Here is a 26,140-nt window from a genome sequence, read left to right as displayed (position 1 = left end):
CGCGGGATGAGGCTGGGTGCCCGCGCGGGGGAGCCTGCTAGCCGGGCGGTGCGGGGACGGCCGGGGCCATCAGGGCCGCCAGGGCCATGCTCTGCAGCAGGGGCCGGGCCCGCTTGACCGCAATCCGCCGACCGTGGCTGCGCACCGAGTGCGGGGTGGAGTTGATCAGGCCGAAGGTGGCGTGGGCCCGCATCCGGAGTTCGGCATCATCGGTTCCGGGGAGCAGCCCGGCCAGGACCTCGACCCAGAGCTCCACATAGTTCCGCTGCAGCGTGCGGACCTCGGCCTGGTCCTCGTCGGCGAGGTTGCTGAAGTCCTGGTCCTGCACGCGGATGACGTCGGGGTTGCTGAGCGCGAAGTCGACGTGGAACTCCACCAGCCGGTGCAGGGCCACGCCGGCGCCGTCGGAAGCGGCGACCACGCGCCGGCCGCCGTCGAGCAGCTCCTGGCTGACGCTCAGCAGCAGCGCCCCCAGGACGGCCTGCTTGCCGGCGAAATGCCGGTAGACCGCCGGTCCGCTCACGCCGGCGGCCGCGCCGAGGTCCTCCAGCGAGACACGGTTGAACCCGTCGACGGCGAACAGGGCGGCCGCCGAGGACAGCAGCGCCCGGCGGCGGTTCTCCTTGGCCTGGCCGCGCAGGGTCGTGGGAGGCCGGGTCGTGGGAGACAGTGTTGTTGGCGGCAGGGTCGCTGGCTCCATGGTCACAGAGGCCACGGCCGCAGAGCTCACAGCCGCAGGAGCCAGCGGCGCGGGAGGCTGCGTGCCGGTCGGGTTCGTCTCGCTGGGTTCGGTCACCGGCACATCCTTCATTTCAAATATCCAGCCGCTCTTCGTGACGCCGTGGTGGACATCACAGTTAATAGAGACTAACCTAAATCTCAGTTATGCGGTACTAACCGAAGTGGCTGGAGCGGGCGCAGTATAGGTCCCCAGCATGAAGGCCGAGAACGGAAGCAGTCAATGGAGACAATCGCCAGCCAGGTGGACGCCACGAGCGCCGCCTTTGCCGCGAACCGCGAGGCCCAGCTGGGGCTGGCCCGCGAGCTGAAGGAACGCCTTGCCACGGCTGCGCTGGGAGGACCGGAGAAGTCCCGGGAACGCCATGTGTCCCGCGGCAAACTCCTGCCGCGCGAACGCATCGACCAGTTGCTGGATGACGGCAGCCCGTTCCTCGAAATCGCGCCGCTCGCCGCGAACGGCATGTACAACGACGACTCGCCCGGCGCCGGTGTTATTGCCGGGATCGGCCTGGTCCACGGCCGCCAGGTCCTGGTCATCTCCAACGACGCCACCGTCAAGGGCGGCACCTATTACCCGATGACGGTGAAGAAGCACCTCCGGGCACAGGAAATAGCGCTGGAGAACCGGCTGCCCTGCATCTACCTCGTGGACTCGGGCGGGGCGTTCCTGCCCAAACAGGACGAGGTCTTCCCGGACAAGGAACACTTCGGCCGGATCTTCTTCAACCAGGCCAAGATGTCCGCGGCCCGGATCCCGCAGATCGCCTCCGTGATGGGATCGTGCACCGCCGGCGGCGCTTACGTCCCCGCGATGAGCGACGAGACCGTCATCGTCCGCAACCAGGGCACCATCTTCCTGGGCGGACCGCCGCTCGTGAAGGCCGCGATCGGCGAGATCGTCACGGCCGAGGAACTCGGCGGCGGCGACGTCCACGCGAAGATCTCCGGCGTCACCGACCACCTGGCCGAGAACGATGAGCATGCCCTCCAGATCGTTCGCGACATCGTCTCGACCCTGCCGCGGCCCGCGGCCCCCGCCTGGGAGATCGACACCGCCGTCGAACCCCTCGCGGATCCGGAGGAGCTGTACGGCGCCGTCCCCACCGACGTCAACGCCCAGTACGACGTCCGCGAGGTCATCGCCCGGCTGGTGGACGGCAGCCGCTTCCACGAATTCAAGAAGAACTACGGCACCACCCTCGTCACGGGGTTCGCGAAGCTGCACGGCCACCCCGTGGGCATCGTCGCGAACAACGGCGTGCTCTTCAGCGAATCCTCGCTCAAGGGAGCCCACTTCATCGAGCTCTGCGACCAGCGCGGCATCCCGCTGATCTTCCTGCAGAACCTCTCCGGCTTTATGGTCGGCAAGGACTACGAGCAGGGCGGCATCGCCAAGAACGGCGCCAAGATGGTCACCGCCGTCGCCACCGCCCGGGTGCCCAAACTGACCGTGGTGATCGGCGGGTCCTTCGGCGCCGGCAACTACTCCATGTGCGGGCGGGCCTACTCGCCGCGTTTCCTGTGGATGTGGCCGGCCAGCCGGATCTCGGTGATGGGCGGCAACCAGGCGTCCAGCGTCCTCGCTACGGTGAAGCGGGACCAGTACGAGGCCCGCGGCGAGGACTGGTCCGCCGCGGACGAGGATGCGTTCAAGGCCCCGATCAAGCAGCAGTACGAGGACCAGGGCAGCCCCTACTACTCCACCGCCCGCCTCTGGGACGACGGCGTGATCGACCCCGCGGACACCCGCACCGTCCTGGGACTGGCGCTCGACGTCGTCTCCCGCACCCCGCTGCCGGAGACCTCCTTCGGCCTTTTCCGGATGTGAGCCAGCCATGACTCTTTCTTCGACTACTCCTCTTTCAACACCCACGAAGCCGCTCTTCGGCACCGTGCTCGTCGCCAACCGCGGCGAGATCGCCTGCCGCGTCATCCGCACGCTGCGCGCGCTGGGCATCCGCTCGGTCGCCGTCTATTCCGACGCCGACGCCGGGGCCCGGCACGTGCGCGAGGCCGACGTCGCCGTGCGGATCGGCCCCGCCGCAGCGTCCGAGAGCTACCTCAAGATCGAGGCCATCATCCAGGCCTGCCGCGACACCGGCGCCGAAGCCGTGCACCCGGGCTACGGCTTCCTGAGCGAGAACGTGGACTTCGCCCGCTCCCTGGAAAAGGCTGAGATCACGTTCATCGGCCCCGGCGTCGAGTCCCTCAACGTCATGGGCGACAAGATCCGCTCCAAGAACCACGTCACCGGCTACGGCGTCCCCGTGGTCCCGGGCATCGCCGAACCCGGCATGACGGACGCGAAGCTGATCGAGGCCGCGGCCGGCGTCGGGTTCCCGCTGCTGATCAAGCCCTCCGCCGGCGGCGGCGGTAAGGGCATGCACATCGTCGAGCGCCCCGAAGACCTGGCTGACACCCTGGTGACCGCTCGCCGGGTCGCGGCCAGTGCCTTCGGCGACGACACGCTCTTCCTGGAACGCCTCGTCCTGACACCGCGGCACATCGAGGTCCAGGTCCTCGCGGACAACCACGGCAACGTCATCCACCTTGGCGAGCGCGAGTGCTCGCTGCAGCGCCGGCACCAGAAGGTCATTGAGGAAGCCCCCTCCCCGCTGCTGGAATCCCTGCCCGACGGCGCGGCCATCCGGGCCCGACTCGGCGAGGCCGCCTGCAACGCCGCCCGCAGTGTGAACTACAGCGGCGCCGGCACCGTGGAATTCCTCGTCTCCGACAACGCCCCGGACGAGTTCTTCTTTATGGAGATGAACACCCGCCTGCAGGTCGAACACCCCGTCACCGAGATGGTCACCGGCGTCGACCTGGTCGAATGGCAGGTGCGCATCGCCGCCGGCGAGGAACTCACCGTCCGCCAGGACGACGTCGTGCTCACCGGGCACTCGGTGGAGGCACGCGTCTACGCCGAGGTCCCGGAGAAGAACTTCCTGCCGTCCACCGGACGGGTCTGGCTGCTGGACGAAGTGCCCGACGATGCCGCCGGCAACGTCCGGGTGGACTCGGCCCTGCTGGAGGGCCTGGAGATCTCCTCCAGCTACGACCCGATGATCTCCAAGGTCATCGCCTGGGGCCAGGACCGCACCGCCGCCCTGGACACCCTCGACATGGCCCTCGCCGGGTACAGCGCGCTGGGCATCAACACGAACGTCGAATACCTGCTCCTGCTGATCAACGACGACGACGTCCGCGCCGGCCGGCTCGACACGGGCCTGATCGAGCGCAAGATGCCGGAGTTCACCTTCCGCAGGGCGGGCGAATTCGAGGTGGTTGCCGCTGCCCTGTACGTCGCTGCCATGCAGGAGCCTGAGGCGCAGGGCGCCGGGACCAGCCCGTGGGACCTCCGCGACGGGTGGAGGCTTGGCGGCCGCGCCCCGCGGCGGATCAGCCTGGGAACGCCCGACGGCGGTGTCGCCACGGTGGAGGTGTCCGGCTCTGTGGGGCAGGGCTCGGCGATGGTCAGCGTCGACGGCGGACCGCAGCACCAGGCATCACTTCGTTTCCCCAAACGCCACCACGCAGAGGTGATTCTCGACGGCGAAGCCCGGGTGTACTCGCTCGCACCGGTATCCACGGGACCCGTCCGCACGGACCGGGACAACATGGTTCCCACGGAACTCTTCCTCGGCAACGGCGGCTGGTCCTGCCGGCTCGAGGTGCTTAGCCGTGAGAGCCGGCTGGCCAGGGTCCTCGCGGCGATTGAACGCGAGGAAGGCGCCGCGGACCCCGCCGTGCGCTCGCCGATGCCCGGGACCGTGGTGTCCGTCTCCGTCTCCAACGGCGACATCGTGGCGGCCGGCCAGGTGCTGCTCGCCGTGGAGGCCATGAAGATGGAACACCAGCTCGTGGCGCCCCTCGACGGAACGGTGCACATCAGCATCGCCTCCGGCGACCTCGTGAAGGCAGACCAGGTCCTCGCCACCATCCACCCCGTTCACCCGGCGGCACCCTCCAAGGCCGAGGACACCATCGAGGAAGCCGTCATCGCCATGGGCGCGGCGGAGTAACCACCCCACTTTCAACACCACGTTCAACACCACAGACAAAGGAGTCACCATGCCGGATTTTGAACTCAGCGAGGATTACCAGGACCTCAGCAACACCGTCCGCGAATTCGCCGACGAAGTGGTGGCCCCGGTCTCCGCCAAGCACGACGAGGAGCACAGCTTCCCCTACGAGGTCGTCTCGCAAATGGCGGACATGGGCCTGTTCGGCCTGCCGTTCCCGGAGGAGTTCGGCGGCATGGGCGGCGACTACTTCGCCCTGGCGCTCGCCCTGGAACAGCTCGGCCGGGTGGACCAGTCCGTCGCCATCACCCTGGAGGCCGGCGTCTCCCTCGGCGCCATGCCGATCCACCGTTTCGGCAACGCCGCCCAGAAGGAGGAGTGGCTGCCGCTGCTGGCCTCCGGCAAGGCGCTCGCCGGCTTCGGTCTGACCGAGCCGGAAGCCGGCTCGGACGCCGGCGGCACCAAGACCACCGCCAAGCTCGGCGGCGGGGAGTGGGTCATCAACGGCAATAAGGAATTCATCACCAACTCCGGCACCGACATCACCAGGCTCGTCACCGTCACCGCGGTGACCGGCCAGCAGGAGCGCCCGGACGGCAGCGTCAAGAAGGAAATCTCCACCATCCTGGTGCCCACCAACACGCCGGGCTTCAAAGCTGAGAAGGCCTACAACAAGGTCGGCTGGAACGCCTCGGACACCCACCCGCTGACCCTCGACAACGTCCACGTCCCCGAGGAAAACCTGCTCGGCACCCAGGGCCGCGGCTACGCCAACTTCCTCTCCATCCTCGACGAGGGCCGCATTGCGATCGCCGCGCTGGCCGTCGGCGCGGCCCAGGGCTGCGTGGACCAGTCGGTGAAGTACGCCAAGGAACGCAGCGCATTCGGGCAGAACATCGGCAAGTACCAGGCCATCGCCTTCAAGATTGCCCGGATGGAAGCACGGGCCCACACCGCCCGCCTGGCCTACTACGACGCAGCCGCACGGATGCTCGCCGGTAAGCCGTTCAAGACGCAGGCGGCCATCGCTAAGATGGTCGCAGGCGAGGCAGCCATGGACAACGCGCGGGACGCCACCCAGGTGTTCGGCGGCTATGGCTTCATCAACGAATTCACCGTGGCACGCCACTACCGCGACTCCAAGATCCTTGAAGTCGGCGAGGGCACCACGGAGGTCCAGCTGATGCTGATCGCCCGCGAACTGGGGCTCTGACCCGCCCGCTGGCCGCAACTGTCGAGAGAAGGATCAACGATGATTAACAAAGTTGTGGCCAGCGCCGCCGAGGCCGTCGCGGACATCCACGACGGCGCGTCGCTCGCCGTCGGCGGGTTCGGGCTCTGCGGCATCCCGGTGGCCCTGATCGAGGCCCTGCACCAAAGCGGCGCCACCAACCTGGAGACCGTCAGCAACAACTGCGGAATCGACGACTGGGGACTCGGGATCCTGCTGAAGGACGGCCGGATCCGCCGCACCATCAGCTCGTACGTGGGGGAGAACAAGGAGTTCGCCCGGCAGTACCTCGCCGGTGAGCTTGAGGTGGTCCTCACCCCGCAGGGCACCCTGGCCGAGAAGCTGCGCGCCGGCGGGGCGGGCATCCCGGCGTTCTACACGCCGGCCGGCGTCGGCACCCAGGTGTCCGACGGCGGCCTGCCGCAGAAGTACGACGCCGACGGGAACGTCGCGGTCGCCTCCGCGGCCAAGGAGGTCCGCAGCTTCCACGGCGCCGACTATGTCCTCGAGGAGTCGCTGACCCCGGACTTCGGCCTGGTCCACGCCTGGAAGGGCGACCGCCACGGCAACCTCGTCTTCCACGCCACTGCGATGAACTTCAACCCGCTCTGCGCCATGGCCGGGAAGATCACGATCGCCGAGGTCGAGGAACTCGTTGAGCCGGGAGAGCTGGACCCCGAACACGTCCACATCCCCGGCATCTTCGTCCAGCGCGTGGTGCTCGCGCCCGGCGTCGAGAAGCGGATCGAGAAGCGGACGGTGGCACTGGCTGCCCCGTCCGCCGGCAACTCAACCGCCGGCAACGCCGCCACAGCAAACCAGTCAGGAGCCTAGGCCATGGAATCCAACAGCCTGCCGGGTGCGCCGCCCCGTCCCGAAGCGGTCCGCCACGAATACCGGCCTCCCGCCGTCGGGCATCCCGCCGGTGTTGAGGGCAAGGGGTGGACGCGCAACGAACTGGCCGCGAGGGTGGCGCAGGAGCTGCACAACGGGCAGTACGTCAACCTTGGCATCGGCATGCCCACACTGATTCCGAACTACATCCCCGCCGGCGTCGAGGTGGTGCTGCACTCCGAGAACGGCATCCTCGGCGTCGGGCCTTACCCGGCCGAGGACGCGGTGGATCCTGACCTGATCAATGCCGGCAAGGAAACCGTCACGGTCAACAAGGGCGCCGCTTTCTTCGACTCCGCTGCGTCCTTCGGCATGATCCGCGGCGGGCACGTGGACGTTGCCGTGCTCGGCGCGATGGAGGTGGCGCAGAACGGTGATCTGGCGAACTGGATGATCCCGGGCAAGATGGTCAAGGGCATGGGCGGCGCCATGGACCTGGTGTTCGGCGCCAAGAAGGTGATCGTGATGATGGAGCACGTGGACCGGAACGGCAGGCCCAAGATCGTGGAACAGTGCACGCTGCCCCTGACCGGCAAAGGCTGTGTGGACCGCATCATCACCGACCTGGCGGTCATCGACGTCGTGACCGAGGGGAGCACGTCCCGGCTGGTCCTGCGTGAGCTCGCCCCCAACGTGACGGCCGAGGACGTGGCCGCGGCCACCGGCGCCGAACTCTTCGAGGAAGACCAGGAACTGACCGTATGACGACTGAACCCCAGCACACGGCTGAACCGCGTGTCATTGAACCGCGTGTCATTGAACAGCGCGGGCTGTACTTCGACGAGCTCGAAGAGGACGTGATCTACGCGCACCGGCCCGGCCGGACCGTGACCGAGGCGGACAATGTCCTCTTCACCACCATGACCATGAACACCCAGGCCCTGCACCTCGATGCCGCCTGGAGCGCGGAGCAGCCGTTCGGCCAGCGCCTGATGAACTCCATGTTCACCCTGGCGACCGTGGTGGGGCAGTCCGTCCCGCAGCTGACGCAGGGCACCATCATCGCCCAGCTGGGGCTCACGGACGTGTCCTTCCCGCACCCGATGTACCACGGCGACACCCTCTACACGGAGACTATGGTGACCGGGAAGCGGCTGTCCGCCTCCCGCCCCGGCCAGGGGATCGTGACCATGAAACACACCGGCCGGAACCAGCACGGCGAGGTCGTGGCCCTCGCCACGCGCAGCTGCTTGATGTGGACACGGGACGCGCATTCCCAAGCCCAGAACCCGCAGAGAAGGGCAGAATAGATCCATGAGCTTCCTGATGGGTCCCGCCCTGCTGTTTTGCCCCGCCGACCGCCCCGAGCGCTACCAGAAGGCCGCCGAGCGCGCCGACGCCGTGATCGTGGACCTGGAGGACGCCGTCGCTCCGGCGGACAAGCAGCGTGCCCGCGGTGCCATCCTCGCCCAGCTCGGCGCCACCGGGGACGTCCCCGAGCTGGACCCGAGCCGCACGATCGTCCGGATCAATCCTGCCGGCACGGAGGAATTCGAGAAGGACCTGCACTGCCTCAAGCACACCCCGTACCGGCACGTGATGCTCGCGAAGGCCGAAAGCGCGGAGCAGCTCAGGGAGCTGGAGGGCTACAGCGTGGTCGCGCTGTGCGAGACGGCGCTGGGGGTCGTCAACGCCGCCGCCATCGCAGCCGAACCCAACGTGGTCGGACTGATGTGGGGCGCCGAGGACCTGCTCGCCTCGCTCGGCGGCACCTCCAGCAGGACGGACGACGGCGGCTACCGCGCGGTTGCACTGCACGCCCGTTCCACCGTGCTGCTGGCCGCCCGGGCCTTCGGCAAGGAAGCCGTCGACTCGGTGTATGTCAACATCCCGGACCTTGAAGGCCTCGCCGTCGAAGCCCGCGACGCCGTTGCCTCAGGCTTCTCTTCCAAGGCCTGCATCCACCCGAACCAGGTGGCCGTGGTGCGCGGGGCCTATGCGCCGTCCGAGTCCGAGGTTGCGGCAGCCACCGAACTGCTGGCAGCCGCCGCCGCCTCAGGCTCGGGTGTGTTCCAGCACCAGGGCAAGATGATCGACGGGCCAATACTCAAGCACGCCGAATCCACGCTCCGCCGCGCCGGGCACTAGGTTCGGGAGTTCCCGGCCCTCGTCTTGTTGGCCGGGCGTGTAGCTGGAGCCGCGTTGGAGATGCGCGCGGGTCCGCGGCGTAAACCCCGCCGATTCGCCACGAATGGCCGCTATGGCGGGTCCGGTGGCGGCCGTTTGCGTCAGATGGGTGCACGGTGGCGGCCGTTTGCGTCAGATGGGTGCTCCGAAGTCTCGGATGGAGGGGCGCTGCGGGTTTGGACCTCGTCGATTCGCCACGAATGGCTGCTATGGCGGTCCGGTGGCGGCCGTTTGCGTCAGATGGGTGCTCCGTAACGTCAGATGGAAGGCCCTGAAGGTTCGGACCTCGTCGATTCGCCACGAATGGCCGCTATGGCGGGTCCGGTGGCGGCCATTTGCGTCAGATGGGTGCTCCGTAACGTCAGATGGAAGGCCCTGAAGGTTCGGACCTCGTCGATTCGCCACGAATGGCCGCTATGGCGGTCCGGTGGCGACCACTTGCGTCAGATGGGTGCACGGTGGCGACCACTTGCGTCAGATGGGTGCACGGTGGCGGCCATTTGCGTCAGATGGGTGCCTCATCGTTCGCGACCGGCCCTGGTGCATCACCGGGCCGGATGAACATGCTCGGTGCCGACCCTGAACACTGGGCATGCTCCGCGCTAGCTGTGAAAACTGGACATGCTCAGCGCTTCCACAAGTACCTGTTCTCCGGCCGCCCTGCAGCACCGTAGCGGGGCGTGAGCCGGGCGAAGCCGTGGATGACCAGATATTCGAGGTAGCGCCGTGCGCTGACCCGCGAGAGCCCGAGCTGAAGGGCCATCCCGGCCGCCGAGACGTCCTCCGGGCTGGCCTTGAGCGCCTCGATGACGGCATCCAGCGTGGGCCGGGACAGCCCCTTGGGCAGCCTTGCCGCCTGCTCGGCGAGGGGATCCGCGGCTTTGGCCCGGCGCGACGGCGCCACGAGACGGTCGATGCTGTCCTGGTCCAGCGGCCCGGCGGCCCCGCCCGCGGCGAGTTCGCGGCGCAGGAGCAGGTACTCGTCGAGCCGTTCGTTCAGGGCCTGGGACGTAAAGGGCTTCACCAGATAGTGCAGCACCCCGCCGGCCATGGCGCCGCGGACGGTGTCCAGCTCCCTGGAGGCCGTGATGACCAGGACGTCCAGGGCCTGCTGGCGGCCGCGGAGTTGCTGGAGGACGTCCAGGCCGGACATGTCCGGAAGATGGATGTCCAGCAGGACCAGTTCCGGCCGCAGCTCCGCCGCCAGGTCCAGGCCCTGCTGCCCGGTGTGGGCCAGGCTGACGACGTCGAAGCCGCCGCGGGCCAGCAGGAACCCATGGTGGATCCCGGCCACTGCCACGTCATCGTCAATGATGAGGGTGCGTATGGAGCTCATTGCTTTAGTAGTTCCGCCTCTTTTGTCTGCAGGATTACGGTGAAACAGGCTCCGCCCAGCGCGGAGGACGAAACCGACGCGGCGCCGCCCCGGCGCCGGGCCACGCGCTGGACCAGGGCCAGCCCGAAGCCCCGGCTGTTGATGCCTTCCGCCAGCTTGGTGGTGACGCCGGCTTCGAAGACGGCGGTGCGTTCCGGTTCGGGGACGCCGGGTCCGTCGTCCTCGACCGTGATGGTGCGCTCGCCGTCGGGTGTTTCATCAAGCCGGACGGCGACGGTGCTGTCGTAGCCCGCGGCGTCCACCGCGTTGTCGATCAGGTTCCCCAGGACCGTGATGACGTCGCCGGTACCGTCGGGAGTGCAGACCGAATCCGGGCTCACCAGGATCTCGACGCCGCGCTCGGCGCACACGGTGGACTTGGCGATCAGCAGCGCCCGGACGTCGTGATCGGTGATGCCTGCGGCCAGCGGGCGGTTGACGAAGGCGGCGTCGCTGTGGCTGCGGCCCAGGTATTCCACGGCCTTGGCCTGTTCGCCGAGTTCCAGGAGACCCGAGATGACGTGCAACTTGTTGGCGAATTCGTGGGCCTGGGCCCGCAGCGCCTGCGTCACGTCCAGGGCACCGTCGCGGTCCCGGAGGATCGTGTGGAGCTCGGTGCGGTCACGCAGAATGAGAACCTTGCCCACCTCCCGGCCGTCCACCGTGGCGGCATTGACTTTGCCCAGCAGGATCCGTTCCCCGGAGAGCACCAGTTCCTCGGTGGCTGATCCGGCGGCGAGCATCCGGCGGATCCCGGGTTCCAGGGATTCGTCGGCGGGTTTTCCGGTGATCTCCTCGCCCACGCCCAGCAGCCGGCGGGCTTCGTCGTTGACGAGCGCCACCTTCCCCTCGGCGTCGACGGCGACCAGCCCCTCACCCAGGCCGTGCAGCATCGCATCACGGGTCTCCAGCAGGGCCGCGATGTCCTCCGGTTCCAGCTTGTAGATCCGCCGCCACACGAGCTTGGAGATGTACATCGCCCCCAGCGACCCCAGCACTGCGGCACCGAGGAGCCAGCCGAAGAGCTGCGGCAGGTCCTCGTAGAGGTCCTCTGCCAGAGTGCTTTCCAGCACGCCCACCGAGGCCGATCCGATCACGGTGCCGGCACTGTCAAAGATGGGCACCTTGACCCGCCAGGACTCTCCCAGGGTGCCCGTCTGGGTGCCGACGTAGATCTCGCCGGACAGCGGCACGGACGGGTCGGTGGATACGGGACGGCCGATTTCCGCCGGGTTCGGGTGGGACTGGCGCACACCGTGGCGGTCCGTCACCACCACATAAGTGACATTCGAGGCCTGCCGGATGACTTCGGCGATGGGCTGGATGGTTAGGGCCGGTTCCGCTGTCCCGAAGGCATCGACCACCGACGGCAGCCGGGCCACGCTTTCGGCGACGCCGATCAGCCGGCCCTTGTACGCGTCCCGGAGCTGCTGCTCCTGCATCCGGATGGTCACGGCCCCCACCGCCGTCAGCACAGCCAGCACGATGCCGAGCTGCAGCGCGACCAGCTGGAAGCGTAAGGGGATCCTGTGAACCATGTCACAAGTTTCCCATCCCGGATCCCGCCCTGAGGCCAATCCAGGGCCCGGGGCCGTGACCAATATGACCACTACTACCTCTACGGCCAAATTCTGGCCCCTGGTCCGGGCGGCTCCTAGTCTCTGGGAAGTGATTCCGATGACGTGCGTCACATTCATACAAGGAGAAACCATGACCTCCCCCTCCAATTTCACCCGTGCCAACTTCACCCGCCGCGCTGCGCTCGCTGCCGGGGCGGCCGGCGTCGTCCTCGCCATGTCGGCCTGTGCCGGCGGTGCCAGCGGCGCAGCGGCAGGCCAAACCTCGGCCGCGGATCCGATCAAGAAGCTGAGCATCATTGTTCCGGCCAACCCGGGCGGCGGCTGGGACCAGACCGGCCGTGCGATGCAGCAGGACCTGCAGTCCAACAAACTCGTCACCTCCGCCCAGGTGAGCAACATCGGCGGCGGCGGCGGCACAAACGGCCTGGCCAAGCTCGCCACCGAAAAAGACGCCAACACCCTCATGGTGATGGGTTACGTCATGGTGGGGGCCGTGGAAACCAACGCCGCCAAGACCCGGCTGGAGGACACCACCCCCATCGCGCGCCTGACCGAAGAGCCGCTGGTCCTGGTGGTCCCGGCGTCGTCCAAGTACCAGTCCGTCCAGGACCTCGTGGATGACATCAAGGCCAACGGCAAAGGCGTTGCGATCACCGGCGGTTCAGCCGGCGGTGCGGACCACATCCTGGCCGGCCAGATCCTCAAGTCCCAGGGCGTCGAATCCGACAAGCTGAATTACATCGGCTACTCCGGCGGCGGCGAATCGATCGCGGCCCTGCTCGGCAACAAGGTCCAGGCCGGCATCTCCGGCGTGGGGGAGTACGCCGAGCAGGTCAAGGCCGGCAAGGTCCGGGCCCTCGCCGTCTCCGGCACGTCCGAGGCCCCCGCACTGCCGGGCGTCAAGCCGCTGAAGGACCAGGGCGTCGACGTCGTCCTGACCAACTGGCGCGGCGTTGTGGCACCGGGTTCCATCGACGATGCGCAGAAGGCGAAGCTGACCGAGGTCGTCACCAAACTGCACGCCACCGAGGCCTGGAAGGCCACCCTGGCGAAGAACAACTGGGATGACGCCTTCCTCGCCGGCGACGAGTTCAAGACCTTCCTCACGGAGGACATCACCAAGGTCAAGACCACGCTGACTGAGATCGGCCTGGTCAAGTAGCAATGTCCACCCAAGTCAGCACGCCCGCCAAGCGGCCCACGGGGGAGATCCTCTTCGCCCTGGTGTTCGTGAGCGTGGGCGCAGCGGGCCTCCTGACGGCGGGGTCCATTCCGATCCCGCCGTCGGAGACCGGCATCGGCCCGCGGGCCTTCCCCTACATCGTGTGCACCATGCTGGTGCTCGTTGGCACGGGCATCGTCGCCCAGGTGTTCCGCGGCAAGGTGGGCCAGGCCGAGGAAAGCGAAGACCTCGACGTTACTGCCAGGACCGACTGGGTGGCCCTTGCGAAGCTCGTGGGCTTCGTGGTGCTCCACATTTTCCTGATCGAACCGGCCGGCTGGGCCGTTGCCGCGGCCGTGCTGTTCAGCGGTGCGGCCTGGACCCTTGAGGCCAAGCCGCTCTGGAAGGCGGTCATCATTTCCGTGGTGCTGGCGCTCGTGCTGCAGTACGTCTTCGGGGGGCTGCTGGGCGTCTCCCTGCCGCCGGGCCCGCTGCTTGAGGGGGTGTCGTTCTTCAATGGATAGCTTCATGATGCTCCTCGAGGGCTTCTCGACGGCGCTGCAGCCGGTCTACCTGCTGTACGCCCTGGGCGGCGTCTTCGTGGGCACCGCCGTCGGCGTGCTTCCCGGCATCGGTCCGGCGATGACGGTGGCGCTGCTGATGCCCATCACCTACGCACTGGATCCCGCGGCCGCCCTGATTGTGTTCGCCGGCATCTACTACGGCGGCATGTACGGCGGCTCCACCACCTCCATCCTGCTCAACACGCCGGGCGAGTCGTCCTCGATCGTCACAGCGCTCGAGGGCAACAAGATGGCCAAGGCCGGCCGCGGCGCTGCGGCACTGGCGACGGCGGCGATCGGCTCGTTCGTCGCCGGCACCATCGCGACGGTTCTCCTGACCTTCCTGGCGCCGGTCGTCGCGGAACTCGCCGTGGGCCTGGGGCCCGTGGACTACGTGGCACTCATGATCGTGGCGTTCCTCACCGTCGGGGCGCTGCTGGGCGCCTCGGTGCTGCGCGGCCTCGCGTCACTGGCCCTGGGGCTGTTCATCGGGATGATCGGCATCGATGACAGCACCGCGCAGCAGCGCTTCACGTTCGACAACCCCACCCTGGTCGACGGCGTCGACATGGTCCTCGTGGCCGTGGGCCTGTTTGCCCTCGGGGAGGCCCTCTATGTGGCCTCGAAGCTGCGGCACGGGCCGGTGGAGGTCATCCCGGTCAGCAAGGGCAAGAACGCGTGGCTGTCCAAGGAGGACTGGAAACGGTCCTGGAAGCCTTGGCTGCGGGGCACCTTCATCGGCTTCCCCATCGGTACGGTGCCGGCGGGCGGCGCGGACGTGTCCACCTTCCTGTCCTACGCCGCAGAGCGGAAACTGGCCAAGGGCCAGAACAAGGCACAGTTCGGCAGGGGCGCCATCGAGGGCGTGGCCGGTCCGGAAGCGGCGAACAATGCCGCTGCCGCCGGCGTCCTGGTCCCACTGCTGACGCTCGGCATTCCGACGACGGCGACCGCGGCCATGATGCTCACCGCGTTCCAGCGCTACCAGATCCAGCCAGGGCCCCTGCTCTTCGAGAACCAAGGCGCGCTGGTGTGGACCCTGATCGCCTCGCTGTACGTCGGGAACCTGATGCTGCTGGTGTTGAACCTGCCGCTGGTCGGCCTGTGGGTGAAGATCCTGCAGATCCCGCGGCCCTACCTGTACGCCGGCATCCTGGTCTTCGCGGCACTCGGCGCCTTCTCGGTGAACTTTGCCGCGGCCGACGTGGGGGTCCTGCTGATCGTGGGCATCCTGGGCTACTTCATGCGCCGCTACGGCTACCCCGTGGCGCCCATGGTGGTGGCGATGATCCTCGGGCCGATGTTCGAAGTGCAGCTGCGGCGCTCGCTGCAGCTCTCCCAGAACGATCCGACGGCGCTGTTCTCCTCGCCGTTCGCGGTGGTCGTCTACATCTCCATGGCCCTCATCTTCGTAGGCTCCTGGTGGCTGCGGCGGCGGCAGGCGTCCCTGGAGGCTGCGCCGGTTAAGGACGAGTTGTCCGTCTAGGCGGGATGCTCTCCTGATCCGACACAGATGGCCGGAATGGTGACCACCATTCCGGCCATCTGTGTCCGACGGGACCCAGTCCAACGAAACTGTGTCCCCTCGGCGGCTCAGTCATTCGGCGGCAGGGACAGCGGCGGGATCGACTCGTGCAGCGGGATCCGGATCCAGCGCTGGCCCGTGACGCGGAATTCCTTCCGGGTGGCGAAGCGGTACAGGTAGCTGCGGGCCCGCACCCAGCGGGGCCGGGCGCCGTCGAACGGATCATGCCGCAACAGGCGCAGTGTGGGGCGGTCCGCCTCCAGCAGCTTGGCCAGGAAGGCATAGAACCACTCCTCGTGCACGGTGCGCAGCGGCAGGAACCACATCAGCCAGTCGAGGCGCAGGTGGTAGGGCGCCCACTGGCGCGGGATCCGGCGGACATCGCCGGGCTTTCCGCGGAAGCCGTATTCCCGCCACTCCGCGGTGTCGTCGGGCTCCGCGGAGAGCGTCCCTTCCACGGCGATTTCGATCCGCTGCTTCGTCACCGTGCCGAAGGCGCCGTAGGTGTTTCCCAGCTGCCAGCGGTTGAAGGCGGCGTTCATCAGTTGGTAGTGGGAGAACAGGTTCTCGATCGGGCGGTAGCTGAGCACCACGAGGAAGACGGTGGCGACCAGGACCACCACGAGCCACGCGACCGGTGCCTGGCTGCCGGCCGCCGCGGCCGCCGAGCCGCCCGCCGCTGTGCCTGCGGCCGCAGGGTGCCAGTCGAGCGGGACCGCCGGGACCAGGGCATGGGCCACCGGGTCGCTGACCGCGGCGAAGGCGAGCAGGATCGCCATCCAGTTGAGCCACGCGAAATTCCCGCTCGCCACCAGCCAGAGCTGCGTGAAGATGATGATTCCTGCGGCCACGCTGGCCAGCGGCTGCGGGGCGAAGAGGAAGAACGGCACCACCAGCTGCGCGAAATGGTTGCCCAGGACCTCCAGCCGGTGCCACGCCTTGGGCAGCAAATGCGCCTGCCGGCTGAGCGGCCCCGGCATCGGCTGGGTCTCGTGGTGGTAGTACAGGGCTGTCAGGTCACGCCACTCCCGGCCGCCGCGGATCTTGATCATGCCCGCGCCAAACTCCAGGCGGAACACCAGCCAGGCCAGCAGGATCAGGATGGTCCGCGGCGGGGGAGTCTGGTTGGAGCCCAGGAAGGCCACAATGAACCCGGCCTCGAGCAAGAGCATTTCCCAGCCGAAGCCATAGAACGTTTGCCCCACATTGACGATCGACATGTACAGCAGCCACAGCGCCAGGAACGCCAGCAGGGGAACCCACGGCGGGCCCAGCTGCGGCAGGCCCAGGACAAGCGTGGCGGAAATCGCCATGCCGGCCCAGCACACCGCGCGCAGCAGCCGGTCCGAGTAGCGCCAGCTGAACAGGGTGGGCCGGCGCAGGGGGCTGAAGCGTGCCAGGAATTCCGGCACGGGCAACAGCCCGCGCTCGCCGAGGAGGGCCGGAAACTGGTTGAGCGAGGACAGGAAGGCCACAAGGTAGAGGGTGGCGATGCCGCGCTGCAGCACCTGCCGGGCGAACTCGTACTCCGGCGCGTCAAACCAGGCCGTCCACTCCACGATCCCCACGTTACGCCTGCGGTCCGCGGCGTCAACGTGCGGCCACATCCGTCACAGGTCCGGCGCCCGTCCGGGGCGGCTTCGAAGCGCCAACGAGGGCTTTACGGCCATCCGACGGCCCGTCCGGTCGCAATGTGCCCCCGGATGGCCGGGCTGGGCCGCGCGCACGGCAACGCGAGCACCGAACGCGGTGCGGGATACTGGAACCATGCAGCCGCGCAAGATCGTCCTCCTCGGGTCCACCGGTTCCATCGGCACGCAGGCGATTGACGTCGTCGACGGCGCCCCGCACCTTTTCGAGGTGGTGGCGCTCAGCGCGGGCGGCGGAAACCTTGAGCTCCTGGCCCGGCAGGCCGTCCACACCCGGGCCCAGGCCGTCGGCGTGGCGTCCGGCGACCCGGGCGCCCTCCAGGCCCTGATCGACGACGCCGCCGGCGCGGCCGGGGTGAGCGGCTACCGTCCCGAGATCATCACCGGGCCGGACGCGTCCACCCGGATCGCCGGGATCGAGGCCGACGTCGTGCTCAACGGCATCACCGGCTCCATCGGCCTGGCGCCCACCTTGGCCGCGCTCAAATCCGGCGCGACCCTGGCCCTGGCCAACAAGGAATCCCTGATTGTCGGCGGCGCCCTGGTCAAAGCCGCGGCCCGCGAAGGCCAGATCGTCCCGGTCGACTCCGAACACTCCGCCATCGCCCAATGCCTGCGCTCCGGCACCGCGGCCGAGGTGGACCGGCTGATCCTCACGGCCTCCGGCGGGCCCTTCCGCGGCAAGACCCGGGAGGAGCTGCACGAGGTGTCCCCGCAGGACGCCCTCGCGCACCCCACCTGGGACATGGGCCTCATGGTCACCACCAACTCCGCCAGCCTGGTCAACAAAGGCCTGGAGGTCATCGAGGCGCACCTGCTCTTCGACATCCCGCTGGACCGGATCGACGTCGTGGTCCACCCGCAGTCCGTGGTCCACTCAATGGTCCAGTTCATCGACGGTTCCACGATCGCCCAGGCCTCCCCGCCGGACATGCGCCTGCCGATCGCGCTGGGCCTGGGCTGGCCGGACCGCGTCCCCGGCTCGGCCCGCCCGTGCGACTGGACCCAGGCGACCAGCTGGACCTTCGAGCCGCTGGACACCGGGGCGTTCCCCGCCGTCGGACTGGCGAAGGATGCCGCCAAACAGGGGAGCACCTACCCGGCTGTCTTCAACGCCGCGAACGAGGAAGCCGTGATGGCCTTCCACGCCGGCCGGATCCGCTTCACCGACATCGTCGATACCATCGAAGCAGTACTCAGCGAACACACAGGGTCCTCCGGGCTGACGGTGGAGTCCGTGCTGGATGCTGAAAGATGGGCACGCGCCCGCACCCACGAACGTTTAGCCGTCAGAAGCGTCTAGGAAGCAGCAGATCGAAGCATGAGTCCCGTCCTCCTCTTTATCCTCGGTGTCGTCTTTGTGGCGATCGGCATCGCCGTGTCCATTGCCCTGCACGAGGTGGGCCACCTGCTGCCGGCCAAGCTGTTCAAGGTCCGTGTCACCAAGTACATGATCGGCTTCGGGCCCACACTCTGGTCCCGCAAGAAGGGCGAGACCGAATACGGTTTCAAGGCCATCCCGCTGGGCGGCTTCGTCTCCATGATCGGCATGTACCCGCCGAACAAGGACGACGGCACCGTGCGCACCTCCAGCACCGGCATGTTCCAGTCCCTCGCCTCGGACGCCCGCTCGCTGGCGCACGAGGAAGTCGGTCCCGCGGACGAGAACCGCGTCTTCTACAAGCTGCCGGTCTGGCAGAAGATTGTGGTGATGCTTGGCGGTCCGGCCATGAACATGCTCATCGGACTCGGGCTGACGGCCGTGCTGCTGATGGGCTTCGGCATCGCCACCCAGACCACCACCGTCGCCGACGTCTCCAAATGCCAGGTCAAGGCCGGCGAAACCGTGGACCCGGACTCCGCCGACTGCCGGCTCACGCCCGCCGCCGCCGCGGGCCTGTTGCCCAACGACGTCATCACCTCCTTCGACGGCAAGGCCGTGACCAGCTGGGATGAACTCACCGGCTGGATCCGTGCGTCCGCGGACCGGCAGGTCAGCATCACGGTGGAGCGCGACGGCGTCCCGGTCACCACCTCCGTCACACCGGTCCTCTCCGCGCGTCCCGTGGTCGGCGACGACGGCCGCCAGGCGAAAAACGCCGACGGCACCCTCCAGTATCAGGATGTCGGCTTCCTGGGCATCGGTGCGCAGACCGCCCTGGTCCCGCAGCCGGCGTCGACTGTCCTGCCGATGGCGGGCGAGAACATCAAGCAGATCGCCGGCGTCGTTCTGAACCTGCCGGCCCGGGTGGCCGGCGTGGCGGAGGCGGCGTTCAGCGAAGCGCCGCGCGACCCCAACGGGCCCATCAGCGTGGTCGGGGTGGGCCGCGTGGCCGGGGAGGTCGCCGCGATGGAGCAGGTGCCGATGCAGTCCCGGGTGGCCACCCTGGTGGGGCTGCTGGCCGGACTGAACTTCGCCCTGGCCGTCTTCAACCTCATTCCGTTGCTGCCGCTCGACGGCGGCCATGTGGCCGGCGCGCTGTACGAAGGGGCCCGCCGCAGGATCGCCAAGCTCTTCGGCCGCCCGGACCCCGGCGCGTTCGATATCGCCAAGCTGCTCCCGGTCACCTACGTGGTGGCGGTGCTCCTGATGGGCATGGGCGCCCTGCTGATCTACGCGGACATCGTCAAGCCGGTCAACCTCTTCGGCTGACGCTGCGGCCTGCCGGCCTGCCGAAATGCCCCTTGAGGTTCAGGGCGGTGTTGACCACAAACAGGACCAGGAAAGCCGCCCACGCGCCGCGCTGGAGGTCCCAGAGCGGCCACCACAGGAACATCTGCGCCCAGAAGTACAGCGCCACGTAGGGGATCAGCAGTCCCATCCTGGGCGGTGAGCGCCATTCCATGCGGCGCCAGAGGTCGAGATAGCTGCCAAGGGCTGCCCAGCAGCCGAGCAGGAGCGGGCCCGTGTACAGCCGCCACGGCTGCCCGCCGGCAAGGAACCAGATGCCGAGCGGCAGACCAAGTCCGGCGACGGCGTAGGCCAGCCAGCCGTACCGGTCCGCGAGCCGGGGACGCCACCGCCGCGCGGCGAAGAAAGCGGCGAGCAGGGTCTGGGTGCCAAGGCCGAAGGCGATGAACGCTGTATCCGCTGCTTCCGGCACCCTCCCACCCCCCCGGCGTCGTGGTTGATGTGCCCCAGACTGGACCGGCGCGGTTCGACTGTCAACGGGCCCGGCAGTAGCCCCGGCTCCGGCAACCTGCCCCCGGACCGCCGCCAGGTGCCCCGGGCGGGCCCCACCCCGGGCGCCCCCGTCGGCCCTGGCAGCCCGGCAGCCGCTCTTGGGCTAACCGGATAGCACTGATTCTCAATCATCAGCTCATTTAGGCTTATTTCTGGTAATCAGTTGAAAGTGGTTGATTCTGAGAGATCAGCCCTTTAGGGTGGGGCTATGTACGTGATGACCATCGACCAGCGCGGCAGCAGCGCCGACGTCGACCGCGTCCCGGCACTCCTGGCGGAGCTGGCCGGGCTCTCCACTGCCGGGCGCTTCGAGCGGTCCGTCGGCGACGAAGTCCAGGGGGTCGTGGAACGCCCGGACGAAGTCGTCGAGATCGCGCTGCATGCCCTGCGCAGCGGACGCTGGTACGTGGGAATCGGGGTGGGGGCGGTGGACCTGCCGCTGCCTGCCAGCCCGCGGGAAGGATCCGGGCCCGCCTTCGTGGCGGCGCGCGTGGCCGTCGAGAAGGCCAAATCCGGCGCCGCGCACGTGCCCGTCGCCGTCGTCTCCGGCGGCCTGCGCAGGGGAGAGGCTGCGCCCTCGCCCGCAGGATCCGCCGGCGCCCGCGCCTGCGCCAACGCCGAGGCGGTGCTGCGGCTGATCGGACGCCTGGTCCAGGACCGGACGGCCGCCCAGTGGAAGGTCGTGGATGTGCTGCGCTCGGTGCAGCATGGCCACGCCGGCACGCACGGCACGCAGAAAATCGCTGCCCAGGAACTGGGAATCACCGAACAGTCGGTGAGCCGTGCGCTGCTGCGCTCCGGCTGGCAGGAAGAATGGGCCGCGAGGCCTGCGGCGGAAATGCTGCTGGCCTTCGCCCACGGAGTCATCGCCGGCAACGATGACCCCCGCGGGCAGCCCGCGGACCGAGCTTCGGACGCGGGCGGGCCCCTGCACCCGGACACCCGCCCCCGGGACAGCACGGAAGGAGACCGGTGAACGCGCTCTGGATCACCCTGACCCTGCTCACCGCCGGCTTCGTCGGGTGGCCGGTGACGGCCCTGGTCTTCCGGCTCGCCCGGACCATCGACGACCGGCAGGACGCGGGTGCCGGAGCCTCCGACCCGGCGAACGACCCCGCGGCGGACGTCACCGTTGATCCCGCTGCCACCGGTCCCGCATCCACGGCCGCCACCCCCGGCACGGCTGCCCCGGCGGCGGGCCCCGCAGCACTGTCGGTCAGCAGCGTCAGGATCCTGCGCGGCGGCGCAATCATCGGGGTGCTGGAGCGCCTGGCGGTCTGCCTCGCGATCCTCGCCGGCGAACCGGTCGCCATCGCCTACGTCGTCGCAATCAAGGGCCTGGGCCGCTTCGCCGAGCTGAAGGAGACCCCGGTCGCCGCGGAGCGGTTCATCATCGGCACCCTGACCTCCCTGCTGTGGGCAGCCGGGGTCGCCGCCCTGGCCAAGGTGCTCTTCCTCGGCTGACGCCGGCCCCGGCCGCCCGCCCGGATGGGTACCTGGCCGGCGGGGCGATAGTGTATCCGTATGACTGTTTTTGCTGTTGAGTACGTATACGACGCCGAATCCTCCGAGGCCCGCGACGCCACGCGCCCGGCGCACCGCGAATGGACCGCTGGACTTGCCCAGGACGGAACGCTGCTCGCCAGCGGCCCGTACGGTGACGGCGCCGGTGCCCTGCTGATCTTCAAGGCTGCCGACGAGCAGGCCCTGAACGAGGTCCTCAAGCAGGATCCCTTCGCCGCCGCCGGTGCCATCTCCGGCACCCGCACGATGATCTGGGCTCCCCTGACCGGCCTCCTCGCCGGCCACGCAGCCTAGCCGTCCCCGCCAGACCTACTTCGATACAAGGAGTCCATGTGACCTCGGTCAGCCTGGGAATGCCGTCAGCACCGCCCCCCGTCCTCGCGCCGCGCCGCAAGACCCGCCAGATCAAGGTGGGTTCGGTCGGCGTCGGCTCCGATTCGCCGATCAGCGTGCAGTCGATGACCACGACGCCCACCACGGACATCAACGCCACTCTGCAGCAGATCGCCGAACTCACCGCCTCCGGCTGTGACATTGTGCGGGTCGCCTGCCCGTCCGCGGACGACGCCGAGGCGCTGCCGATCATCGCGCGGAAGTCCCAGATCCCCGTGATCGCGGACATCCACTTCCAGCCCAAGTACGTCTTTGCCGCCATCGAGGCAGGCTGTGCGGCGGTCCGGGTGAACCCCGGCAACATCCGCAAGTTCGATGACCAGGTCAAGGAAATCGCCCGCGCCGCCAAGGACCACGGCACCTCGATCCGGATCGGCATCAATGCCGGATCGCTGGAGCCCGGAATCCTGAAGAAGTACGGCAAGGCCACCCCGGAGGCCCTCGTGGAGTCAGCGGTCTGGGAGGCGTCGCTGTTCGAAGAGCACGGCTTCAACGACTTCAAGATCTCGGTCAAGCACAATGACCCGGTCATCATGGTCGCCGCCTACGAGATGCTCGCCGAACAGGGCGACTGGCCGCTGCACCTCGGCGTCACCGAGGCAGGACCCGCCTTCCAGGGCACCATCAAGTCGGCCACGGCCTTCGGCGCCCTGCTGTCCCGCGGCATCGGTGACACCATCCGCGTTTCCCTCTCCGCCCCGCCGGTGGAGGAAATCAAGGTCGGCAACCAGATCCTGCAGTCGCTCAACCTGCGCCCGCGCAAACTCGAGATCGTCTCCTGCCCGTCCTGCGGCCGCGCCCAGGTGGACGTGTACACGCTGGCCGAGCAGGTCACAGCAGGGCTGGAAGGCATGGAGATCCCGTTGCGCGTTGCCGTGATGGGCTGCGTCGTCAACGGACCGGGCGAAGCCCGCGAGGCCGACCTCGGTGTCGCCTCGGGCAACGGCAAGGGTCAGATCTTTGTGAAGGGCGAGGTCATCAAGACTGTGCCCGAGAACCAGATTGTTGAGACACTGATCGAAGAGGCCATGCGTATCGCTGAAGAGATGGGGGAGGCCGATGGCGAAGATGCTGTCAAGGGTAGCCCCGTGGTTAGCGTCTCGTAAGGACGGCGCCGCTCCCGGCGTCGCAGTCCGGACCCTGGGGGGCTCGGACACATCCCAGCTGGTGGACCTGGCGCGGCAGGACGACGTCGCCAATGTCTTTATCCTGTCCCATCTGGCCACCGCCGGTTCGGCCGCACCCACCACCGGCGGTGCCAGCATCCTCGGCGTGTTCGACGGCGGCACCCTCCTGGGTGCCTGTTGGGCCGGCGCGAACCTGGTCCCGGTGCAGCTGGACCCCGAGCTGGCCGGTGCGGTCGCGGCGGCCGCCCACCGCTCCGGGCGCCGGTATGCCTCGATCTTCGGCCCGGCCGACACGGTCCTGGCACTGTACTCCGGGCTGGAACAGTTCGGTCAGACGGCCCATGAGATCCGCGACGACCAGCCGCTGATGACGATCTCCGGGCCCCCCGACGTGGCCCCCAATCCGCAGCTGGGCTTCGGCCAGCTGGCGGACTTCGACAAGATCCTCCCCGCGTGCGCGGCAATGTTTGAGGAGGAAGTGGGGTACTCGCCGTACCTGGGCGGCCGGGAGTACTACAGCCGCCGGGTCAAGGGCCTCATCCGCGAGGGCCATTCCATGGTCCACCTGGACCCCGCGCGCGAGGTGGTCTTCAAAGCCGAGCTTGGTGCGGTCACCCCGGAAGTGACGCAGGTCCAGGGAGTCTGGATGAACCCGGAGTTCCGCGGCCAGGGCCTCAGCGCCGGATACATGGCCGCCGCCGTCGTCCTGGCCCAAACCCTCGCCCCGGTCACCAGCCTCTACGTCAACAATTTCAACACCCGCGCCCGTTCCACCTACGAGCGCGTCGGCTTCCGCCAGGTCGGCAGGTTCGCCACCGTGCTCTTCTGACCCGAGCGTTCCTTGGCCCCGGCTCGCAGTTTACTGCAGTGCACTTCTGAACCAGCAGTAACACCCGCATTCAAGATAATATCTGGATGCGGACTCTTGTTTTCGTGCCCTGCGTCACATAGGTTCGACCTAGCCGTGTCGCATGGGCACGTGTTTCCACGGGTGCAGTTGCCGGGATGCAGACGCCCTTGAGGGCAACACCAGGGGGCCCACAGCCGGAGAGTCAGCGGAACTGGGGGCCGCAGAGCCACGCCATGACAGGATGACCAGCCGGGAACGGCCAGGGGCTTCCTTGCGTTATGGCGTGGCTCTTCTGCGTCCGGGCTGACGGTAGATTAGTACCTAGCTTTTCTGCTTTGCCCCGCACCTTCCCAGAAACGGATAGATACCCAGTGGTCCTTCGACTCTCCAAGCTGTTCCTGCGCACGCTGCGTGAAGATCCCGCCGACGCAGAGGTGGCCAGCCACCGGCTCCTGGTCCGCGCCGGGTACATCCGCCGGGCCGCCCCGGGCATCTACACCTGGCTTCCGCTGGGACTGAGCGTGCTGCGCAAGGTGGAGACGGTCATCCGCGAGGAAATGTCCGCCATCGGCGCCCAGGAAGTGCACTTCCCGGCGCTGCTGCCCAAGGAACCCTACGAAGCCACCAACCGGTGGACCGAGTACGGCGACGGCATCTTCCGGCTCAAGGACCGCAAGGGCAACGACTACCTGCTGGCCCCCACGCACGAGGAAATGTTCACCCTGCTGGTCAAGGACCTGTACTCCTCGTACAAGGACCTGCCGCTGAGCATCTACCAGATCCAGAACAAGTACCGCGACGAGGCACGTCCGCGGGCTGGCCTGCTGCGCGGCCGTGAATTCATCATGAAGGACTCCTACTCCTTCGACGTCGACGACGCCGGCCTGGACGCCAGCTACGCCGCGCACCGCGGCGCCTACCTGAAGATCTTCGAGCGCCTCGGCCTCGAGGTCATTCCGGTGGCCGCGACCGCAGGCGCCATGGGCGGCTCCAAAAGCGAGGAATTCCTGCACCCCACCGAGATCGGCGAGGACACCTTCGTGCGCTCCGCCGGCGGCTACGCAGCCAACGTCGAGGCCGTCACCACCGTGGTCCCCGCGGACATCGACTTCAGCAACGCCCCGGCCGCCGAGGTCCGGGACACCCCGGACACCCCCACCATCGAGACCCTCGTGGACGCAGCCAACGTTCTGGTGCCCCGCACCGAGGCCGACGGCGGCGACTGGACCGCCGCCGACACGCTCAAGAACGTCGTCCTCGCCGTCACCCTGCCGACCGGCGAACGCCAGCTCGTCGTCATCGGCCTCCGCGGCGACCGTGGCGTCGACCTCAAGCGCGTCGAAGCGAACATCGGGTCCTTCCTGCCGATCGCCGGCGAGATCACGCTCGAAGCCGCCAACGACGACGACCTCAAGAAACAACCCCTCATCGTCAAGGGCTACCTCGGCCCCGGCATGTCCCTGGACGCGCCGCTGCTGGGCACCGAGGGCGCCGCAAAGCTGCTCTACCTCGTGGATCCCCGCGTTGTCAGCGGCTCGGCCTGGGTCACCGGCGCCAACGAGGCAGGCAAGCACGTCTTCGGCCTCGTCGCCGGCCGCGACTTCGGCTGGGACGGCGTCATCGAGTGCACCGACGTGCGCGCCGGCGACGAGGCCCCCGACGGCTCCGGCCCGCTGGAAACCGCCCGGGGCATCGAAATGGGCCACATCTTCCAGCTCGGCCGCAAATACGCCGCAGCCCTGGATCTGAAGGTCCTGGACCAGAACGGCAAGCAGGTCGTGGTGACCATGGGTTCCTACGGCGTCGGCGTCACCCGCGCCGTCGCGGCCCTCGCCGAGTCCAACCACGACGACAAGGGCCTCATCTGGCCGCGCGCCGTCGCCCCGGCCGACGTCCACGTGGTGGCCGTGGGCCGCGGCGAGGAGATCTTCGCCGCCGCGGAGAAGCTGGCCTTCGAACTGGAGGCCGCCGGCCTCGACGTGATCTACGACGACCGCCCCAAGGTGTCCCCGGGCGTGAAGTTCGGCGACGCCGAACTCGTCGGGGTGCCGACCATCCTTGCCGTCGGCCGCGGCCTGGTGGACGGGGTTGTCGAGATCAAGGACCGCCGCAGCGGAAACGCCGAAAACATCGCCGTTGAGAAGGCCGTCGATTACGTGGTCGACGCCGTCCGCAACAGCTGACCCGCAGTCC

23 protein-coding genes are annotated in these 26,140 nt (G+C 68.3%); 18 read left to right on the top strand and 5 right to left on the bottom strand.

What is annotated here, in order from left to right:
* Positions 1–37 precede the first annotated feature (37 nt).
* Positions 38–700, bottom strand: coding sequence for an SACE_7040 family transcriptional regulator (locus ABIC21_RS15555; protein WP_354351359.1), 663 nt, complete (start codon positions 698–700; stop codon positions 38–40).
* Between the two features lie 261 nt (positions 701–961).
* On the opposite strand from ABIC21_RS15555, the gene ABIC21_RS15550 reads away from it, so the two are divergent.
* The 7 genes from ABIC21_RS15550 to ABIC21_RS15520 are packed head-to-tail and all read left to right on the top strand — an operon-like array spanning position 962 to position 8,976.
* Positions 962–2,569, top strand: coding sequence for a carboxyl transferase domain-containing protein (locus ABIC21_RS15550; protein WP_354351283.1), 1,608 nt, complete (start codon positions 962–964; stop codon positions 2,567–2,569).
* 7 nt (positions 2,570–2,576) lie between these two features.
* Complete coding sequence (locus tag ABIC21_RS15545; protein ID WP_354351282.1) at positions 2,577–4,763, top strand: acetyl/propionyl/methylcrotonyl-CoA carboxylase subunit alpha; 2,187 nt, start codon at positions 2,577–2,579, stop codon at positions 4,761–4,763.
* A gap of 49 nt (positions 4,764–4,812) precedes the next feature.
* Positions 4,813–5,976 (top strand): acyl-CoA dehydrogenase family protein, encoded by a 1,164-nt coding sequence (locus ABIC21_RS15540; RefSeq protein WP_354351281.1) that lies wholly within the window; start codon positions 4,813–4,815, stop codon positions 5,974–5,976.
* A gap of 39 nt (positions 5,977–6,015) precedes the next feature.
* Positions 6,016–6,828, top strand: a complete 813-nt coding sequence (locus tag ABIC21_RS15535) for a CoA transferase subunit A (RefSeq protein ID WP_354351280.1) — start codon at positions 6,016–6,018, stop codon at positions 6,826–6,828.
* Between the two features lie 3 nt (positions 6,829–6,831).
* Positions 6,832–7,593, top strand: a complete 762-nt coding sequence (locus ABIC21_RS15530) for a CoA transferase subunit B (protein ID WP_354351279.1) — start codon at positions 6,832–6,834, stop codon at positions 7,591–7,593.
* Positions 7,590–8,138 carry a MaoC family dehydratase gene (locus ABIC21_RS15525; RefSeq protein ID WP_354351278.1) on the top strand — a complete coding sequence of 183 codons (549 nt, stop codon included), beginning with the start codon at positions 7,590–7,592 and terminating at the stop codon, positions 8,136–8,138. Before ABIC21_RS15530 ends, ABIC21_RS15525 begins: the two co-directional genes overlap by 4 nt.
* Positions 8,139–8,142: 4 nt before the next feature.
* A complete protein-coding gene (locus ABIC21_RS15520; protein WP_354351277.1) occupies positions 8,143–8,976 on the top strand; it encodes an HpcH/HpaI aldolase/citrate lyase family protein in 834 nt (277 codons plus the stop codon).
* Positions 8,977–9,640: 664 nt separating this feature from the next.
* On the opposite strand, the gene ABIC21_RS15515 is transcribed toward ABIC21_RS15520, so the two are convergent.
* Complete coding sequence (locus ABIC21_RS15515; RefSeq protein WP_354351276.1) at positions 9,641–10,351, bottom strand: response regulator; 711 nt, start codon at positions 10,349–10,351, stop codon at positions 9,641–9,643.
* Positions 10,348–11,928: an ATP-binding protein gene (locus ABIC21_RS15510; protein WP_354351275.1), complete on the bottom strand. Its 1,581-nt coding sequence runs from the start codon at positions 11,926–11,928 to the stop codon at positions 10,348–10,350. The genes ABIC21_RS15515 and ABIC21_RS15510 overlap by 4 nt, the downstream gene beginning before the upstream one ends.
* A 172-nt stretch (positions 11,929–12,100) precedes the next feature.
* On the opposite strand from ABIC21_RS15510, the gene ABIC21_RS15505 reads away from it, so the two are divergent.
* Genes ABIC21_RS15505 through ABIC21_RS15495 form a run of 3 tightly spaced genes read left to right on the top strand, consistent with a single transcriptional unit; the run spans position 12,101 to position 15,181 of the window.
* Positions 12,101–13,132, top strand: a complete 1,032-nt coding sequence (locus tag ABIC21_RS15505) for a Bug family tripartite tricarboxylate transporter substrate binding protein (protein WP_354351274.1) — start codon at positions 12,101–12,103, stop codon at positions 13,130–13,132.
* 2 nt (positions 13,133–13,134) lie between these two features.
* A complete protein-coding gene (locus ABIC21_RS15500; RefSeq protein ID WP_354351273.1) occupies positions 13,135–13,656 on the top strand; it encodes a tripartite tricarboxylate transporter TctB family protein in 522 nt (173 codons plus the stop codon).
* Entirely contained in the window at positions 13,649–15,181 is a 1,533-nt protein-coding gene (locus ABIC21_RS15495; protein WP_354351272.1) for a tripartite tricarboxylate transporter permease, read from the top strand. The genes ABIC21_RS15500 and ABIC21_RS15495 overlap by 8 nt, the downstream gene beginning before the upstream one ends.
* 107 nt (positions 15,182–15,288) lie before the next feature.
* Here the strand turns inward: ABIC21_RS15495 and ABIC21_RS15490 are convergent, their stop codons facing one another.
* A complete protein-coding gene (locus tag ABIC21_RS15490; RefSeq protein WP_354351271.1) occupies positions 15,289–16,779 on the bottom strand; it encodes a lipase maturation factor family protein in 1,491 nt (496 codons plus the stop codon).
* A gap of 208 nt (positions 16,780–16,987) precedes the next feature.
* Here ABIC21_RS15490 and dxr point away from each other — a divergent pair, with 208 nt between their 5' ends.
* On the top strand, positions 16,988–18,172 hold the full coding sequence (dxr, locus tag ABIC21_RS15485; protein WP_354351270.1) for a 1-deoxy-D-xylulose-5-phosphate reductoisomerase: 1,185 nt from the start codon (positions 16,988–16,990) through the stop codon (positions 18,170–18,172).
* A gap of 18 nt (positions 18,173–18,190) precedes the next feature.
* Positions 18,191–19,522 carry a M50 family metallopeptidase gene (locus ABIC21_RS15480; RefSeq protein WP_354351269.1) on the top strand — a complete coding sequence of 444 codons (1,332 nt, stop codon included), beginning with the start codon at positions 18,191–18,193 and terminating at the stop codon, positions 19,520–19,522.
* Here the strand turns inward: ABIC21_RS15480 and ABIC21_RS15475 are convergent.
* A complete protein-coding gene (locus ABIC21_RS15475) occupies positions 19,506–19,973 on the bottom strand; it encodes a hypothetical protein (protein WP_354351268.1) in 468 nt (155 codons plus the stop codon). The two genes, ABIC21_RS15480 and ABIC21_RS15475, sit on opposite strands and share 17 nt — an antisense overlap.
* Positions 19,974–20,261: 288 nt before the next feature.
* On the opposite strand from ABIC21_RS15475, the gene ABIC21_RS15470 reads away from it, so the two are divergent.
* From ABIC21_RS15470 to ABIC21_RS15445, 6 genes are all read left to right on the top strand, one after another.
* Positions 20,262–21,029, top strand: a complete 768-nt coding sequence (locus tag ABIC21_RS15470; RefSeq protein WP_354351267.1) for a MarR family transcriptional regulator — start codon at positions 20,262–20,264, stop codon at positions 21,027–21,029.
* Positions 21,026–21,517 carry a hypothetical protein gene (locus ABIC21_RS15465; protein WP_354351266.1) on the top strand — a complete coding sequence of 164 codons (492 nt, stop codon included), beginning with the start codon at positions 21,026–21,028 and terminating at the stop codon, positions 21,515–21,517. Before ABIC21_RS15470 ends, ABIC21_RS15465 begins: the two co-directional genes overlap by 4 nt.
* Positions 21,518–21,577: 60 nt before the next feature.
* Positions 21,578–21,871 (top strand): YciI family protein, encoded by a 294-nt coding sequence (locus tag ABIC21_RS15460; protein WP_354351265.1) that lies wholly within the window; start codon positions 21,578–21,580, stop codon positions 21,869–21,871.
* Between the two features lie 38 nt (positions 21,872–21,909).
* A complete protein-coding gene (ispG, locus tag ABIC21_RS15455) occupies positions 21,910–23,076 on the top strand; it encodes a flavodoxin-dependent (E)-4-hydroxy-3-methylbut-2-enyl-diphosphate synthase (RefSeq protein ID WP_354173800.1) in 1,167 nt (388 codons plus the stop codon).
* Positions 23,039–23,926 carry a GNAT family N-acetyltransferase gene (locus ABIC21_RS15450; protein WP_354351358.1) on the top strand — a complete coding sequence of 296 codons (888 nt, stop codon included), beginning with the start codon at positions 23,039–23,041 and terminating at the stop codon, positions 23,924–23,926. The genes ispG and ABIC21_RS15450 overlap by 38 nt, the downstream gene beginning before the upstream one ends.
* Before the next feature lie 392 nt (positions 23,927–24,318).
* Positions 24,319–26,130 carry a proline--tRNA ligase gene (locus ABIC21_RS15445; RefSeq protein WP_354351264.1) on the top strand — a complete coding sequence of 604 codons (1,812 nt, stop codon included), beginning with the start codon at positions 24,319–24,321 and terminating at the stop codon, positions 26,128–26,130.
* The last annotated feature ends 10 nt before the right edge of the window (positions 26,131–26,140 follow it).

Source organism: Pseudarthrobacter sp. PvP090 (genome assembly GCF_040547365.1).
In the GTDB taxonomy this organism is placed as follows: domain Bacteria; phylum Actinomycetota; class Actinomycetes; order Actinomycetales; family Micrococcaceae; genus Arthrobacter.
The sequence above is the reverse complement of the archived record's forward strand: the minus strand, read 5'-3'. Positions and strand labels throughout refer to the sequence as shown.

What these genes read in the sequence shown, in the direction of transcription:
- ABIC21_RS15555 (WP_354351359.1), bottom strand. Translation starts at nt 700, where the DNA reads ATGGAGCCAGCGACCCTGCCGCCAACAACACTGTCTCCCACGACCCGG.
- ABIC21_RS15550 (WP_354351283.1), top strand. Translation starts at nt 962, where the DNA reads ATGGAGACAATCGCCAGCCAGGTGGACGCCACGAGCGCCGCCTTTGCC.
- ABIC21_RS15545 (WP_354351282.1), top strand. Translation starts at nt 2,577, where the DNA reads ATGACTCTTTCTTCGACTACTCCTCTTTCAACACCCACGAAGCCGCTC.
- ABIC21_RS15540 (WP_354351281.1), top strand. Translation starts at nt 4,813, where the DNA reads ATGCCGGATTTTGAACTCAGCGAGGATTACCAGGACCTCAGCAACACC.
- ABIC21_RS15535 (WP_354351280.1), top strand. Translation starts at nt 6,016, where the DNA reads ATGATTAACAAAGTTGTGGCCAGCGCCGCCGAGGCCGTCGCGGACATC.
- ABIC21_RS15530 (WP_354351279.1), top strand. Translation starts at nt 6,832, where the DNA reads ATGGAATCCAACAGCCTGCCGGGTGCGCCGCCCCGTCCCGAAGCGGTC.
- ABIC21_RS15525 (WP_354351278.1), top strand. Translation starts at nt 7,590, where the DNA reads ATGACGACTGAACCCCAGCACACGGCTGAACCGCGTGTCATTGAACCG.
- ABIC21_RS15520 (WP_354351277.1), top strand. Translation starts at nt 8,143, where the DNA reads ATGAGCTTCCTGATGGGTCCCGCCCTGCTGTTTTGCCCCGCCGACCGC.
- ABIC21_RS15515 (WP_354351276.1), bottom strand. Translation starts at nt 10,351, where the DNA reads ATGAGCTCCATACGCACCCTCATCATTGACGATGACGTGGCAGTGGCC.
- ABIC21_RS15510 (WP_354351275.1), bottom strand. Translation starts at nt 11,928, where the DNA reads ATGGTTCACAGGATCCCCTTACGCTTCCAGCTGGTCGCGCTGCAGCTC.
- ABIC21_RS15505 (WP_354351274.1), top strand. Translation starts at nt 12,101, where the DNA reads ATGACCTCCCCCTCCAATTTCACCCGTGCCAACTTCACCCGCCGCGCT.
- ABIC21_RS15500 (WP_354351273.1), top strand. Translation starts at nt 13,135, where the DNA reads ATGTCCACCCAAGTCAGCACGCCCGCCAAGCGGCCCACGGGGGAGATC.
- ABIC21_RS15495 (WP_354351272.1), top strand. Translation starts at nt 13,649, where the DNA reads ATGGATAGCTTCATGATGCTCCTCGAGGGCTTCTCGACGGCGCTGCAG.
- dxr (WP_354351270.1), top strand. Translation starts at nt 16,988, where the DNA reads ATGCAGCCGCGCAAGATCGTCCTCCTCGGGTCCACCGGTTCCATCGGC.
- ABIC21_RS15480 (WP_354351269.1), top strand. Translation starts at nt 18,191, where the DNA reads ATGAGTCCCGTCCTCCTCTTTATCCTCGGTGTCGTCTTTGTGGCGATC.
- ABIC21_RS15470 (WP_354351267.1), top strand. Translation starts at nt 20,262, where the DNA reads ATGTACGTGATGACCATCGACCAGCGCGGCAGCAGCGCCGACGTCGAC.
- ABIC21_RS15460 (WP_354351265.1), top strand. Translation starts at nt 21,578, where the DNA reads ATGACTGTTTTTGCTGTTGAGTACGTATACGACGCCGAATCCTCCGAG.
- ABIC21_RS15450 (WP_354351358.1), top strand. Translation starts at nt 23,039, where the DNA reads ATGCTGTCAAGGGTAGCCCCGTGGTTAGCGTCTCGTAAGGACGGCGCC.